The organism is Xanthobacter pollutisoli, from assembly GCF_040044995.1.
GTDB lineage: Bacteria > Pseudomonadota > Alphaproteobacteria > Rhizobiales > Xanthobacteraceae > Xanthobacter.
This window is the reverse complement of the sequence record NZ_JBDZDP010000001.1, coordinates 828,704-842,466: the sequence shown is the minus strand read 5'-3', so window position 1 is coordinate 842,466 and position 13,763 is coordinate 828,704. Positions and strand designations below refer to the sequence as shown.

The 13,763-nt window shown below is 68.8% G+C and carries 9 protein-coding genes; all 9 read right to left on the bottom strand.

Annotated features, from left to right (window positions below):
* Positions 1 to 23: 23 nt before the first annotated feature.
* Positions 24 to 1,610, bottom strand: a complete 1,587-nt coding sequence (gene serA, locus ABLE93_RS03925) for a phosphoglycerate dehydrogenase (protein ID WP_348838042.1) — start codon at positions 1,608 to 1,610, stop codon at positions 24 to 26.
* 395 nt (positions 1,611 to 2,005) lie between these two features.
* Complete coding sequence (locus ABLE93_RS03920) at positions 2,006 to 3,181, bottom strand: phosphoserine transaminase (protein ID WP_348838040.1); 1,176 nt, start codon at positions 3,179 to 3,181, stop codon at positions 2,006 to 2,008.
* Positions 3,182 to 3,306: 125 nt separating this feature from the next.
* The gene (locus tag ABLE93_RS03915) at positions 3,307 to 4,143 is read right to left on the bottom strand and encodes a metal ABC transporter permease (RefSeq protein WP_348838039.1); all 837 of its coding nucleotides are present in this window, start codon (positions 4,141 to 4,143) and stop codon (positions 3,307 to 3,309) included.
* The gene (locus ABLE93_RS03910; protein ID WP_348838037.1) at positions 4,140 to 5,003 is read right to left on the bottom strand and encodes a metal ABC transporter permease; all 864 of its coding nucleotides are present in this window, start codon (positions 5,001 to 5,003) and stop codon (positions 4,140 to 4,142) included. The genes ABLE93_RS03915 and ABLE93_RS03910 overlap by 4 nt, the downstream gene beginning before the upstream one ends.
* A gap of 223 nt (positions 5,004 to 5,226) precedes the next feature.
* Entirely contained in the window at positions 5,227 to 6,141 is a 915-nt protein-coding gene (locus ABLE93_RS03905; protein WP_348838035.1) for a manganese/iron ABC transporter ATP-binding protein, read from the bottom strand.
* The gene (locus ABLE93_RS03900; RefSeq protein ID WP_348838475.1) at positions 6,138 to 7,034 is read right to left on the bottom strand and encodes a metal ABC transporter substrate-binding protein; all 897 of its coding nucleotides are present in this window, start codon (positions 7,032 to 7,034) and stop codon (positions 6,138 to 6,140) included. The genes ABLE93_RS03905 and ABLE93_RS03900 overlap by 4 nt, the downstream gene beginning before the upstream one ends.
* A gap of 141 nt (positions 7,035 to 7,175) precedes the next feature.
* The gene (gene ybaL / locus ABLE93_RS03895; protein ID WP_348838034.1) at positions 7,176 to 9,062 is read right to left on the bottom strand and encodes a YbaL family putative K(+) efflux transporter; all 1,887 of its coding nucleotides are present in this window, start codon (positions 9,060 to 9,062) and stop codon (positions 7,176 to 7,178) included.
* A 199-nt stretch (positions 9,063 to 9,261) separates the two neighbouring features.
* Positions 9,262 to 10,152, bottom strand: a complete 891-nt coding sequence (locus ABLE93_RS03890; protein ID WP_348838033.1) for a CheR family methyltransferase — start codon at positions 10,150 to 10,152, stop codon at positions 9,262 to 9,264.
* Complete coding sequence (locus ABLE93_RS03885; RefSeq protein ID WP_348838032.1) at positions 10,149 to 13,760, bottom strand: response regulator; 3,612 nt, start codon at positions 13,758 to 13,760, stop codon at positions 10,149 to 10,151. Before ABLE93_RS03885 ends, ABLE93_RS03890 begins: the two co-directional genes overlap by 4 nt.
* Positions 13,761 to 13,763: the final 3 nt, after the last annotated feature.

The window sequence follows — 13,763 nt, the reverse complement described above, 5'->3', positions numbered from 1 at the left end:
CACTCTCGGCGATGCGGGCGCGCTCAGAAGGCGAGCGCCTTCGCCTGCTTCACCTGCTCCAGCTGCTGCACCTTGGCGAGCACCTCGCCCGGCACCGCGCCGTCCACCGCAACCAGCGCGATGGCATCGCCGCCCGCATGGTCGCGGCCGAGGGCGAAGGTGGCGATATTCACGCCCGCGTCGCCCAAAAGGCCGGCGAAGCGGCCGATGAATCCGGGCTTGTCCTCGTTGGTCACGTAGATCATGGAGGGCGCGAACTCGGCATCCACCTTGATGCCCTTGATGGCGACGATGCGCGGACGCCCGTCAGCGAAGACGGTGCCGGCGATCGAGCGCTCGTAGCTCTCGGTCACCACGGTGAGGGTGATGAGGCTGTCATAGTCGCCGGTGGCGGCGCGGGTGGTCTCCTCGACGATGACGCCGCGTTCCTTGGCGACGGACGGCGCCGAGACCACGTTGATGTCGGCGAGGACCGGCCGCAGCAGGCCGGCGACCGCGGCGGAGGTGAGCGCCTTCACCTTCAGCGCCGCAACGGCACCCTCATAGGTGATGCGCACGGTCTTAATGTCGGTGTCGGTGAGCTGGCCGGCGAAGGAGCCGAGCTTTTCCGCAAGCTCGACGAAAGGCTTCAGCTTGGGCGCCTCTTCCGCGGTGATGGAGGGGAAGTTCACCGCATTGGAGATGGCGCCGGTGAGGAGATAGTCGCTCATCTGCTCGGCCACCTGCAGGGCGACGTTCTCCTGCGCCTCGGTGGTCGCGGCGCCGAGATGCGGCGTGCACACCACGTTGGGATGGCCGAACAGCGGGTTGGTCTCTGCCGGCTCGATGGTGAACACGTCGAAGGCGGCGCCGGCCACGTGCTTGGAATCGAGCGCCGCGCGCAGCGCCTCCTCGTCCACCAGGCCGCCGCGGGCGCAATTGATGATGCGCACGCCCTTCTTGGTCTTGGCGAGATTCTCGGCCGAGAGGATGTTCTTGGTCTTCTCGGTGAGGGGCGTGTGCAGGGTGATGAAATCGGCGCGGGCGAGCAGGTCGTCCAGCTCCACCTTCTCCACGCCGAGGTCTAGGGCGCGCTCGGGCGAGAGGAAGGGGTCGAAGGCGATGACCTTCATCTTCAGCCCCACGCCGCGCTCGGCGACGATGGAGCCGATGTTGCCGCAGCCGATGATGCCGAGGGTCTTGCCCGTCACCTCGACGCCCATGAAGCGGTTCTTCTCCCACTTGCCGGCCTGGGTGGAGGCATCCGCCGCCGGGATCTCGCGGGCGAGGGCGAACATCATGGCGATGGCATGCTCGGCGGTGGTGATGGAGTTGCCGAACGGCGTGTTCATCACGATCACGCCCTTGGCGGTCGAGGCCGGCAGGTCCACGTTGTCGACGCCGATGCCGGCGCGGCCGATGACCTTGAGGCGGTTTGCCTTCTCCAGGATCTTCGGCGTCACCTTGGTGGCCGAGCGGATGGCGAGGCCGTCATAATTGCCGATGATCTCGGCCAGCTTGTCCTTGTCCTTGCCGAGGTCGGGCTGGAAATCCACCTCGACGCCGCGGTCCTTGAAGATCTGGATGGCGGCGGGCGAAAGCTTGTCGGAGATGAGGACGCGGGGTGCCATGGGTTGGGCTCCGTTTCGCGAATGGGATGGGCCGGGCATGCGCGGTCGTTCGCGCGTCACCGGCGTGGACCTCGCCCGCTTGCGGGGGAGGAAAAATGGGGTGGGGCGCTGCTGGCCTGACGTGGCCTAAGGCTCGCCCTCTGCCGATGGCCTCCCCTTTCCCCTCGAACTCGGCTGTTGCTGAGTTCGACTTTCACGAACCGAACTCGGCAATAGCCGAGTTCGGGCGGGAGAGGGGTTGGGGGTTGGGGGTAGGGGGCGGGGGACCGGGATGGGCGCTTTCGGCGAGGGCCTTACCCCTCACCCTAACCCTCTCCCGCAAGGGGAGAGGGGACGCGGTGCGCCCAGCCGAACCGCCTGCCAGCCTTACCCGGCCAGCCTCACGTCGCCAAATCTCACGCCGCCTTGGGCAGCGCGGACTTCGCCTCGGCGAAGGCCCAGTCGAGCCAGTGGGTGAGGGCTTCCACGTCGGCCCGTTCCACCGTCGAGCCGCACCAGATGCGCAGGCCGGGAGGGGCGTCGCGATAGGCGCCGATGTCGTAGGCGATGCCGCCCTTCTCAAGCCCCGAGGCGATGGCCTTGGCGAAGGCCGCCTGCGCGTCGGCGGGCAGGGAGGTCACGTCCGCATCCACCACCTTGAGGCACACCGAGGTGTTGGAGCGCGTCACCGGATCGGTGGCGAGGAAGTCCACCCACGGCGTGCGATGCACCCACTGGGCGACGGCCTCGAAATTGCGGTTTGCGCGCTCCTGCAGCGCGGACAGGCCGCCGATGTTCTTCGCCCACTTGAGCGCGTCGAGATAGTCTTCCACGCAGAGCATGGAGGGCGTGTTGATGGTCTCGCCCTCGAAGATGCCTTCGATGAGCTTGCCGCCCTTGGTCATGCGGAAGATCTTCGGCAGGGGCCACGCCGGCTTGTAGGTCTCGAGCCGCTCTACCGCGCGGGGGGAGAGGATGAGCATGCCGTGGGCCGCCTCGCCGCCGAGCGCCTTCTGCCAGGAGAAGGTGACCACGTCGAGCTTGGCGAAATCGAGCTTCTGGGCGAACGCCGCCGAGGTGGCGTCGCAGATGGTCAGCCCCTCGCGGTCCGCCGGAATCCAGTCCGCATCCGGCACCATGACGCCGGAGGTGGTGCCGTTCCAGGTGAAGACCACGTCGTGGGTGAAATCGACGCTTTTCAGGTCCGGCAGTTCGCCATAGGGGGCGGTCAGCGTGCGGGCGCCTTCGAGCTTCAACTGCTTGACGACATCCGTCACCCAGCCCTCGCCGAAGCTTTCCCAGGCCAGCATGTCCACCGGGCGCGCGCCGAGCACGGACCACAGCACCATTTCCACGGCACCGGTATCGGAGGCGGGGACGATGCCGATGCGGTAGTCGGCCGGGACTTCCAGCACCTCACGGGTGAGGTCGATGGCTTCCTTCAGCTTGGCCTTGCCGACCTTGGCGCGATGCGAGCGGCCCAGCGGCGCGTCCGAGAGGCCTTCCAGCGTCCATCCGGGACGCTTGGCGCAGGGGCCGGAGGAAAAATTGGGGTTTTCCGGACGCGTGGCCGGAGCAGGATTCGTCGTCATGTGGTCCATCCTTACAGATGGGCGCCTCCCGTTGGGGGGAGGTGTCCCACGGATGGGGTTACGCCTGAGGGCAGGGGGGCGTCAAGGGTGATTGGGCGGCGGGCCCGAAGGCTCGATCTTGGCGCTTAAGCGGAAGGCAGGCTGTGTTCGGTTTGCCGCGCGCTCACCTTGACCCCCACGAACGCAGCCACAAACACCCCCGTCATCAGCAGCACGATGGTCGGGGCCGGCGCGCTGTCGAGGAAGAAGGAGAGGTAGACGCCGGCCAGCGAGCAGCAGACCGCCACCAGAACAGCCACCACCAGCATCCAGCCGAAGCGCTTCGTTACGAGAAACGCGATGGCCCCCGGCGCGATGAGCAGCGCCACGGCGAGGATGATGCCTACGGCTTTCAGCGCCGCGACGATGGTGAGCGACAGCATCACCAGAAGCCCGTAGTGGAGGAGGCCGGTGTTGAGCCCCACGGCTTTCGCCTGCGCCGGATCGAAGGCGTGGAGCAGCAGGTCGCGCCATTTGGCGAGGATCACCACGGCGACCAGGCCGCAGATCAGCGTGCTCTCGGCGATGTCGCCCCAGGTCACGCCGAGGATGTCGCCGAACAGGATGTGATCGAGGTGAACGTCGGTCTCGATCTTGGTGTAGAGCACCAGTCCCAGCCCGAACATGCCGGAGAAGACCACGCCCATCACGGTGTCTTCCTTCACCCGGCTGTTGGCCTTGAGATAGCCGGTGCCGAGCGCGCAGACCATGCCCGCCACGAACGCGCCGAAGGCCAGCGGCAGGCCGGCGATGTAGGCCAGCACCACGCCCGGCAGCACGGCGTGGGAGACCGCATCCCCCATCAGCGACCAGCCCTTCAGCACCAGGAAGCACGAGAGCAGCGCCATGGGCACCGCCACCAGCGCGGCGATGACCAGCGCCGTCTGCATGAAGTCGAACTGGAAGGGGATGAGAAGGCTCATGTGGCGCCCCCCTCCTTCAGCGCTGCGGCTGCCTTGCGCCGGGCGGCGAGGAGGCCGTGCTTGGGGGCGAAGACGAAGGCGGCAAGGAAGATGGCCGTCTGCAGCACCACGATGATGCCGCCGGTCGCCCCGTCGAGGAAATAGGAGGCGTAGGCGCCCACAAGGCAGGTCGTCGCCCCGATGACAACTGACAGGGCGATGAGGCGGGGGAAGCGGTCGGTGAGGAGATAGGCCGTCGCGCCCGGCGTCACCACCATGGCGATGACGAGGAAGGCCCCCACCGTCTGCAGCGCCGCCACCGTGCAGGCGGAGAGCAGGGTGAAGAACATCACCTTGAGAAAGGTGGGGTTGAGGCCGATGGAGCGGGCGTGGCTCTCATCGAAGAAGGTGACCATCAGGTCCTTCCAGAACACCAGCAGCAAGGCGAGCGAGACGAAGCCGATGATGGCCAGCTGCAATGTGTCGGAGGGCGAGATGGCGAGGATGTTGCCGAGCACGATGGTCTGCACGTTCACCGAGGTGGGCGAGAGCGAGACCATGAACAGGCCGAGGCCGAAGAAGGAGGTGAAGATCAGCCCGATGACCGCATCCTCCTTCAGCTTGGTGCGCTCCTGCAGGAACAGCATGGCCCCCGCCGCCAGCGCGCCGGAGAAGAAGGCGCCGATGGAGAAGGGCAACCCCAGCATGTAGGCGCCGGCCACCCCCGGCACGATGGCGTGGGACAGGGCATCGCCGATCAGCGACCAGCCCTTCAGCATGAGGAAGGCGGAGAGAAAGGCGCACACCGCGCCCACCAGCGCCGACACCCACATGGCGTTGACCATGTAGGAATAGGAAAACGGCTCGAGCAGAAGGCTCATGGGGTTGCCCCATGGTGCCGGCCCGTATCCCGGCCGAGCGCAGCGGAGCGCGAGCGCAGCGGAGGGAGAGCCGGGATCCAGCGCAACGATATGCCGAAGGCGCCTTGCTCGGGAGGCCGCTGGATTGGGGCTGCTGCGCAGGAGTCTCGCGCTGGGCCCCGGCTCAGCGCTCCAGCTGCGCTGTCGCTTGTCCGGGGCGCGAGGGTGGTTCGGGTCACCCCCATCAGCCGATCCCCTCGGAGGAGCCGGCGGTGCCGCTCTGGGCGGGGCGGTCCTTGTAGAGGACGAGGGGACGCTCGTCGTCGGTGAGCACGCCCAGCGTGCCGGGGGTCGTGGCGTGGCTCTCGTCCAGCACGAAATGGCGCAGCACGCCGCCGAACGCCTTCTCGAGATTCACCTGCGTGAACACCTCGGAGGTGAGGCCATAGGCGAGCACTGTGCCCTTCACCAGAACCGTGCGGTCGCAGAATTCCGGCACCGAGCCGAGGTTGTGGGTGGAGACCAGCATCACCCGCCCCTCGTCGCGCAGGGCGCGCAGGAGGCCGATGATGGCGTCCTCGGTCTTCACGTCGACGCCGGTGAAGGGCTCGTCCAGCAGGATGACCCGCGCGTCCTGCGCCAGCGCGCGGGCGAGGAACACGCGCTTCCTCTGGCCGCCGGAGAGCTCGCCGATCTGCCGGGTGCGGAACTCCAGCATGTTCACCCGGGTGAGCGCCGCCTCCACCGCCGCATGGTCGGCGCGGCCGGGCATCCGCAGGAAATTCATGTGGCCGTAGCGGCCCATCATGACCACGTCCTCGACGAGCACGGGGAAGGTCCAGTCCACCTCCTCGGCCTGAGGCACGTAGGCGACCACGTTGCGCTTCAGCGCCTCGGCGACGCTCAGACCGAGGATGCGCACCTCGCCCCGCGCCGCCTTGAGGAAGCCCATGATGGTCTTGAACAAAGTGGACTTGCCCGAGCCGTTCACCCCCACCAGCGCGGTGATGGTGCCGGTGGGAATGGCGAAGCTCGCGTCGCGCAGGGCGGTGTGGCCGTTGCGATAGGTGACGGTGACGTGCTCCACGAGGAGGCCGGCGCCGGCCTTGTCCGAGGCGACACCGGAGCCGAGCGGGCCGGGGGGCACCGGAACGTTCATCGCGCGGCGCCTCCGGTGAGGCCCTGGGCGATGGTGTCGCTCGTCACCTTGAGCAGATCGAGATAGGTGGGCACCGGCCCGGCGGCGTCGGAGAGCGAGTCCACATAGAGCACGCCGCCGTATTTCGCGCCGGTCTCCCGCGCCACCTGCTTCGCCGGCTCGGCCGAGATGGTGCTCTCGGAGAAGATCACCGGGATGTTGTCGGCCTTCATCCGGTCCACCACCCGGCGCACCTGCTGCGGGGTGCCCTGCTGGTCGGCGTTGATGGGCCACAGATAGAGCTGCCTCAGGCCGAAGTCGCGGGCGAGGTAGGAGAAGGCGCCCTCGCTGGTCACCAGCCAGCGCCGGTCGGCGGGGACCTTCTCCAGCTCGGCGCGGATGGGGGCGATGGCGGCGGTGATCTTCGCCTTGTAGGCCTCCGCATTGGCCTTGTAGGTGGCGGCGTTGGCCGGATCGTACTTGGCCAGAGCGGCGGCGATGTTGTCCACGTAGATCAGCGCGGCGGAGGGCGACATCCAGGCGTGCGGGTTGGGCTTGCCGCTGTAGGGTCCCTCGGAAATGCCCATGGGCTCGACGCCGTCGGAGACCACCACGCTCGGAACGTTCTTCAGGCGGGAGAAGAACTTCTCGAACCATAGTTCGAGATTGAGGCCGTTCCAGAGGATCAGGTTCGCGCCCTGCGCCTTGATGAGGTCGCCGGGGGTCGGCTGGTAATTGTGGATCTCGGCGCCGGGCTTGGTGATGCTCTCCACCTGCGCCGCGTTGCCCGCCACGTTCTTCGCCATGTCGGCGATGACGGTGAAGGTGGTGACCACCTTGAAGGGCTCGGCGGCGCGGGCGGGCGCAGCGCCGGGCAGAACTGCTCCCGCCGCAAGGGCGAGCGCGAGGATCAGGGCCGGAAAATGCCGGCGGGAGAAAAGAACGGCGTCTCGCACGGGGGCGTACTCCGGTCAGGTGATCGCACTATTTGCGATCCACTCGCAACAAATACCGCAGCCTTCCTGCAATTGCAAATTACTTGCATTAAGGCGAAGTCAGATCTCCTTTTTGTGCGCTGCCGCGTCGGTCTCCGCAAGGGTGGGCGTGGCAGGGGCGGGCGCGTGCTCGCTCGCCAACTCGGTATCCGGCGCAGGGGCAGCGGCCGGCGGGGGCGCAGGCGCGTCCCGCGCCGGCTCGGCGGAAAGGTCGCCGCCGGTGACCACGTTCTCGGCGGCGGCAGCAGCCGCGATGTCGCTCTCGCTGTGCTCCAGCACGTGGGCCAGCATGCCGCGCGCGACTTCCCGCTCCCCCATGATGATGAAGTTGGCGCCGCTCTGCCGCAGGTGGTCCACCTCCGCATCGGAATGGGCGCGGGCGACGATCTCGATCCCGGGGTTTACCTGCCGGGCCTTGCGCAGCACGCCGCTGGCCTCGAACCCGTCCGGGATGGCGAGGATGAGCCGGCGGGCGCCCGCGATGTTGGCGGCCGCGATGGCGGGCAGGGAGGCGGCATTGGCATTCACCGCCTCGATGTCCGCCTGCCGCAGCGCCTCCACCCGGCCTTGCTGGTCCTCGACGACGAGGAAGGGCAGGCCCGCGGCCTTCAGCCCGTCCGCCACCAGCCTTCCGACCCTCCCGTAGCCCACCAGCACGGTGTGGGCCGCGAGCTGGGTGGCGGGCAGGGCCGCCGCGGGCGGGACGTCCGGCGCCACGGCCTCGGGCTGAAGCGCCTTCTCCCGCCGGGCGCGATAGCGGTCGAGCGCCAGGAAGAAGAAGGGATTGGCGAGGATGGAGAGGATCGCTGCCGCGAGGATCAGATCCCGCCCCTCGGGCGGCAGCAGCTCCAGGTCGACGCCGAGCGCCACCAGGATGAAGGAGAATTCGCCGATCTGCGCCAGCGAGGCGGAGATGGTGAGGGCAGTCATGTTGCTATAGCCGAACGCCCGCACGATGAGGAAGGCGGCGAGCGACTTGCCCACGAGGACGATCAGCACGGTGACGAGGAGCGTCAGCGGGCTCTTCACCACGATCGCCGGGTCCACCAGCATGCCCACCGAAACGAAGAACAGCACCGCAAAGGCGTCGCGCAGCGGCAGCGTTTCCTCGGCGGCGCGGTGGGAGAGGGGACTTTCGCTCAGCACCATGCCGGCGAAGAAGGCACCAAGGGCGAAGGAGACGCCGAACAGCTTGGCCGAGCCGAATGCGACGCCCAGGGCGATGGCGAGCACCGCGAGGCGGAACAGCTCGCGCGAGCCGATGTGTGCCACCCAGTGCATCACCTGCGGGATGAGCCGGCGGCCCACCACCAGCATGAGGACGACGAAGCCCGCGACCTTAAGGAGGGTGATGGCGAGGGTCGTCCACACGTCCCCCGTGCCGAGCCAGTCGCTGGTGGCGGTTGCCACCTCCCGTCCGCCGAGGGCGGTGGAGAAGGCGGGGAGCAGCACGAGCGCGAGGACCATGGCGAGGTCCTCCACGATGAGCCAGCCGACTGCGATGCGGCCCTGCTCGCTCTCCACCATGCGCCGCTCCTGCAAAGCGCGCAGCAGCACCACCGTGGAGGCCACCGACAGGGCGATGCCGAAGACGATGCCGGCGCCGACGCTCCAGCCGAGGAAGAGGGCGAGGCCGAGGCCCATGGCGGTGGCGACCGCGATCTGCACCACCGCGCCGGGCACGGCGATCGCCCGTACGGAAAGAAGGTCGGACAAGGAAAAGTGCAGGCCGACGCCGAACATCAGCAGGATCACGCCGATCTCGGCCAGTTCCAGCGCCATGTGCTGGTCGGCGACGAAGCCGGGGGTGAAGGGGCCCACCATGATGCCGGCCAGCAGATAGCCCACCAGCGGCGACAGCCTGAGGCGCTGGGCGATGGCGCCGAACACGAAGGCGAGGACGAACGCACCCACGAGGGTCGCGATGAGCGGCGTGTCGTGGGGCACGGAAAGACCTCCTTCGGGCGACAGGCGGCCTCCTGCGCCCGATGGCGCGGAACGACCGGAGTGTAAGGATGTAGGCGGATGCGACGGTTGCCGCTGCCTCGACTTCTCTTGTCGCGCACGAACGCGGCACTGTCATGGCATAGGTGACGCAGCGGGATAATTTTCGCCGTCGTCCCGTCGTGCGCCCGTGTGCGCTCGATCAGGCCGGCGGCTTCAGCCGGTAGAGCTGGGCGGTGCCCTCGATCAATTGGAAGCGCGCCCTGGCCTGCGAGAATTCCATATTCTCGCGGGTGCCGATGCACAGGAAGCCCCCTCGCACCAGGCTCTGGGCGAACCGTGCCAGCACCCGATCCTGCAACGGCGTGTTGAAGTAGATGAGCACGTTGCGGCACAAGATTAGGTGCGCCTCGCAGAACACCCCGTCGGTGACGAGATTGTGCTCCGCGAAGGTGACGCGCTCGGCGAGGCGCTGGTCGAGCTTCATCAGGTCGTAGCGCGCGTGATAATAGTCCGAGAAGCTGTGGGCGCCGCCCGCCGCGCGGTAGCGCCGCGCCGCCTCGCGCGCGTCCTGCAGCGGGAAGATGCCCTCAGCCGCCTTGGTCAGCGCCGCCTTGGAGATGTCGGTGGCGTAGATGCGGGTGCGCTCGTAGAGCCCGGCCTCGCTGAGCAGAATGGCGAGGGAATAGACCTCCTCCCCATGGGCGCAGCCGGCCTGCCACACGTTGATCTCGGGGTAGGAGGCGAGCAGCGGGAACACCTTCTCTTTCAGGGTGAGGAAGACGTGGGGGTCGCGGAAGAATTCCGACACCGGCACCGACAGGCCGGCGATGATGTCGCCGAGCCTTTCGGGCGCATGCAGCATGCGGGCGGTGAGGTCGGACACGGTGGCCGCGCCGAAGCCGAGGGTGAGGTTGCGCACGCGCCGGGTCAGCGAGGCCCGGCAATAGTCGCGGAAGTCGTAGCCGTAGCGGCGGAACAGCGCCTCCACGAACAGCTCCACCTCGATGGTCTCCAGCGCGAGGGCGTCACGCGCGGCAGCGGCCGGCGGCGGGCCGGCGGTGCCGTCATCCCTGGCGCGGCTGGCGGTCATCGCGCCGCGATCCAGGTGCGGATCATGGAGAGCAGCTTGGGCACGTCCACGGGCTTGGCGAGATAGTCGCTCGCCCCGGCGGCCAGGCACTTCTCGCGGTCGTCCTTCATGGCCTTGGCGGTGAGCGCGATCACCGGCAGCTTGGCGAAGCGCGGCTGGGCGCGGATCTGCGCCATGGCCTCGTATCCGTCCATCACCGGCATCATCACATCCATGAGCACGATCTCGATGTCCGGCTGCTCGTCGAGCTGGCCGAGGGCCTTGGCGCCGTCCTGGGCGAGGATGACATTGACGCCGCGGGCGCGCAGCACCTTCGCCAGAGCGTAGATGTTGCGCATGTCGTCGTCGACCAGCAGCAGCTTGCGGCCTTCCAGGTCGCCGTCCGGGTTGGCGGCGAGGGCCGTGGATTCGCGCTTCACCGAGTGCAGGAAGAGGGACACCTCGTCCAGCAGCCGTTCCGGCGAGAGCGCCCCCTTCACCACGATGCTGTCGGTGTGGGCGCGCAGCTTCATGCGCTCCTCGGTGGTGAGGTCGCGGCCGGAATAGACCACCACCGGCACATGCCGGTCGCCGGCCGCGAGGCGTTCGATCAGCTCGAAGCCGGACATGCCGGGAAGGCCGAGGTCGAGCACGATGCAGTCGAGCTCGGTCTTCTCCACCACCTCCAGCGCCTCCTCGCCGCTGCCGGCCTCGACGATCTCGGCCTGCTCGCGGGCGAGCAGCGTGCGCACCGCATGGCGGGCCGCGGCGTCGTCGTCCACCACCAGCACCCTGCGCCGGCGATCGGCGGAATAATGGGTGAGAAGGGCGAGCGCCTCGGACAATTGCTCGGCGCTGACCGGCTTGGTCAGGAAGCCCACGGCCCCGAGATCGCGGCCGCGCCGCCCCTCGTCGAGGGCGGAGACGAAATGCACCGGGATGTGGCGGGTCGCGGGGTCCGCCTTCAGCCGCTCGATCACCGTCCAGCCGTCGAGGCCGGGCAGCATCACGTCGAGCAGGATGCCGGTGGGGCGGTAGGTGCGGGCGAGGGCGAGGCCGCTCTCTCCGTCGCCGGCGGCGAGGGCGAGGTGGCCCTTGCGGCGCACGAGGCCCACCAGCGTCCGGGCAAAGACGGGATCGTCCTCCACCACGAGGATCACGGTTGCCCCCGGGGTCAGGGCGTCACGATCGTCCGCCACCTGGCCGGCGCGCACCACGGGAACCGGAGGCAGGTCGCGGTCCGCCTCCGCCGTCGCGCCGTCCGCCGGGCGGGCGGCGACCGCGTGGGATCGCGGCTGGGGCGCCGCGGCAGCCTCGGCGTCCTCGTCCGGGGGCTGGCCGACGGGGATGACCAGCGTGAAGGAGGAGCCCTGGCCGAGGGTGCTCTCCACGTTCACATTGCCGCCGAGCAGGCGCGCGAGGCGCTGGGTGATGGCGAGCCCCAGGCCCGTCCCGCCGAACTGCCGGCGGGTCGATGCGTCCACCTGCTCGAACGCCTCGAAGATGGTTGCGAGCTTGTCCTCGGGGATACCGATGCCGCTGTCGGCCACCGCCACCTTCAGGGTGGGGCCGTCCGCGCCGTCCGGGCCCTGCCCGAAGGTGATGGAGACGCGGCCCTGGAGGGTGAACTTCAGCGCGTTGCCGACAAGGTTGGTGAGGATCTGGTCGAGCTTGCCCGGATCCGTGAACACCGTCGGCGGCGCGTCGCCCACCGAGACGGTGAGGCGCAGCTTCTTTTCCTGGGCGAGCCGGCGGAAGTTGCGCTCCAGCCGCTGGGCGGTGGCGGCGATGCTCACCGGCTCGTTCACCACCTCCATCTTGCCGGCTTCCACCTTCGACAGGTCGAGGATGTCGTTGATGAGGCGCAGCAGGTTGGAGCCCGAGGCGTGGATGATGCTCGCCGCCTCCACCTGGTCGGTGTCGAGGTTGCCCGAGCGGTTCTCGGCGAGGTCCTGGGACAGGATGAGCAGGCTGTTGAGCGGCGTGCGCAGCTCGTGCGACATGTTGGCGAGGAATTGCGACTTGTACTGGTTGGCGCGCACCAGCTCCTCGGCGCGCGCCTCCATCTGGCGGTTGAGCGCCTCCAGCAGGTCCTTCTGCGCGCTCATCTCCTGCGAGGAGCGGCGCAGCACATCGTTGGAGGCCTGGAGTTCCTCCGCCTGGACCCGCAATTCCTCCTCGGAGGCGGCGAGGCGCTGGGTGCGCTCATGCAGCTGCTCGTTGGTGGCGCGCAGTTCCTCCTGCTGGGTGCGCAACTCCTCCTCGGCCGCCTGGAGCTCGGCCGCCTGCCGCTGGCTCTGGTCCAGCAGCTCCTTGGTGCGCTTGGCACGGGCGAGGTTGTCGAGCGAGAGGGCGACCATCGGGCCGACCTCCTCCAGCAGCCGGGCGCGCGGGCCGTCGAGGCTGTCGGCGAGGGCGAATTCCATGACGCCGAGCAGCCGCGCCTTGAGGAACACCGGCACGGCGATGATCGTGTGGGGCACCGCCTCTCCGGTCCCGGAATGGATGCGGACATAGTCCTGCGGCACCGGGGACAGGACGATCTGCTTGCGCTCCAGCGCGCACTGGCCCACGAGGCCCTCCCCGAGCCGGTAGCGGGTGGAGAGGTGGCGCCGCTCGGTGAAGGCGTAGCTGCCACAGAGCTGCAGCTCGCCCGCCGCCTCGTCAAAGCCGTAGAACACGCCGACGCCGGCGTTCAGCAGCGGGGCGAGCTCGGTCAGCAGCGCGTTGGCAAAGCCCTGCATGTCCCCGGCGGCCTGGAGCCGCGCGCCGATGGCGTTGACGCTGCCCTTCACCCAGTCGGCGTCGTGCACCTCGATGGAGGTGGCCTTGAACACGGCAAGCGCGCGGGCGAGGGTGCCCACCTCGTCCTTGCGGCTGAGAAACGGCACCTCGATGGTGCGGTCGCGCTGCGCGAGACGGGTCATCAGCTCGGCCAGCTGCTGGAGCGGGCGGGCGAGGAAGCTGGCGCCGAGCCACATGCCGACCAGCGCCACAATGATCGTGGCGGCCAGAGCCAGGGCGTCGATCGCGTCCAGCAGACCTTCAAACCGGCGGAGCGTCGTCGCGGTCGCGGCGACGTCGGCGTCGGCGGCGGCATCGAGCTCATCCAGCGCGGCGGCGATGCCGCGATATCCGTCCCCCCCGGTCTCGGCGACGATGAAGGCGCGCAGGCCGGCGGCGATGGCGGTGGGATCGCCCGTGGCCGCGGCGGCCACCAGCGGTTCGCCCACCGTGTCCTGCCAGCGCGCCGCGATGCGGCTGGCGCGCACCGCGAAGGGCAGCAGCGTCGGCTCGTCGCTCACTTCTCGCAGGAGCGCATCGAGCCGCTCCTGGGCGCGGGCGCTGGCGGCGGCGAGTCGCGCGGCGAGTGCGGGGGGATCGGTCAGGATGGCCCGGGCGGCATCAAGCTGGCGCCGGTTGAAGGCCCGCGTCGCCTCGGCGGTGAGGACGCCGACCTGCTTCATCTCGTCCAGGCGCTGCTGCTGGGTCGCCGCCAGGCGGCCGCCGACCCAGTTCGCGCCCAAAAGCAGCAAGAACACGCTGATCATCAAGGCGAGGATAATGCCGACCTTGGCCTGCATGCCCAGATTGGCGAACCACGACCGTTCGGCAAGGCTTCTTAGCATCCG